Source organism: Caballeronia jiangsuensis (genome assembly GCF_046030135.1).
GTDB classification, from domain to species: domain Bacteria; phylum Pseudomonadota; class Gammaproteobacteria; order Burkholderiales; family Burkholderiaceae; genus Caballeronia; species Caballeronia jiangsuensis.
Window position 1 is genome coordinate 1 of the sequence record NZ_JAQQDB010000100.1, and the last position, 1,588, is coordinate 1,588.

Genomic DNA, 1,588 nt, shown 5'->3' on the forward strand with positions numbered 1-1,588 from the left:
TGTAGCGGCAATATCCTAATGTCGTGTTCTAGCAAGATAGAAATGTCGTGTTTTGCTGCGGGGCCATGCTGGGCGCTTCCGATCCGACGCCGGGAGTTCGCCATGAAGCCAACCGAACGGGTGACCTTGACCATGCGCGAACTCGACCGTCTCAAAGTCGTTCAGGCCGTAGTGGACCGGATGCTCAAACCGGGGCTCGCTGCGCAGCGTTTGCAACTGACAGTGCGTCAGGTCGAACGGCTGGTGGCCCGATACAAACAATCCGGTGCGCGCGGCGTTGGCCACACGTCGCGCGGCCGTCCGGGCAACCGGAAACTCGATGAAGCGATCGCTTGTCGAGCGCTGACGCTGATCCGGGATCGCTACGCCGATTTCGGCCCGACACTCGCCTGCGAGAAACTGCGTGAATGTCATGGATTGACGCTATCGAAGGAAACCGTGCGCCACCTGATGACCGCAGCCGGCCTGTGGATTCCCCGCACGCAGCGCCCGCCCAAGATTCACCAGCCGAGGAATCGGCGCTCGTGTCTGGGTGAACTGATTCAGATCGATGGCAGCGATCACAGGTGGTTCGAGGAACGCGCACCGGCGTGCACGTTACTGGTGTTTATCGACGATGCCACGAGTCGGCTGATGACCCTGCACTTCACCGCGACCGAGTCGACCTTCAGCTATTTCGAGGCGACGCGCAAATACATCGAGGTGTACGGCAAGCCGGTGGCACTCTATAGCGATAAGGCCAGCGTGTTCTCGTGCAACAGTCATTCGAGTACGCCCGGCAAGGGCGTCACCCAATACGGACGGGCCTTGTACGAGCTCAACGTGGATACGCTATGCGCCAACAGTAGTCAAGCGAAGGGGCGCGTGGAACGGGCCAATCTGACTTTGCAGGATCGGCTCGTCAAGGAATTGCGCTTGCGCAAGATCGACACCTGGGAGGCGGCGAATGCCTATGCGCCCCACTTCATCGCTGACTTCAATGGTCGTTTTGGGAAGGTGCCCCGCAGTGGCTTCGATGCCCACCGCGCGCTGCGCCAAGATGAGAATCTCGACCTGATTCTGACGCATCGGGTGTCGCGTTGCGTGTCGAATAGTTTGACCTTGCAGTACGACCGGGTGATCTACATGCTGGACGACACGCCGCAGACACGCGCCCTCGCCCATCGCTATATCGATGTGTACGAGTACCCGGATGGCCGCATCGAAATTCGGGCGGATGGAGACGCGCTGCCCTATCGCCAGTACGACAGGTTATCCGTGGCGGATCAGGGTGCCGAAGTGGACAACAAACGCCTGGAGCATGTGCTGGCGTTATCGCGTCAGGTGCAGATGGAGCGCGACAACCGACGCGCCTCGGATGCACCGTCAAGAACGAATCAAGGCGAACCGGTCAGGCCGAAGATGCGGGCCAACAACACACGCAAGCAACGCGAACTGAAGCCGGTCGACCTGAACGCGATGATGCTGAGAAGCGCCGAACTGCAGGCAGCCGCGGTGGGGAAATGAGCTCTTAAAGAGAGACTTAAAAACTCAAAACCCGACATTTCTAAAAAGTTCAAACCCCGACATTTCAATCTGGCCGTGACAT

1 protein-coding gene is annotated in these 1,588 nt (G+C 59.1%); it reads left to right on the forward strand.

Going from position 1 to position 1,588, the window contains the following annotated elements; genetic code table 11:
- Positions 1–126 precede the first annotated feature (126 nt).
- Positions 127–1,506 carry an ISNCY family transposase gene (locus tag PQR08_RS38500; protein WP_250487951.1) on the forward strand — a complete coding sequence of 460 codons (1,380 nt, stop codon included), beginning with the start codon at positions 127–129 and terminating at the stop codon, positions 1,504–1,506.
- Positions 1,507–1,588: the final 82 nt, after the last annotated feature.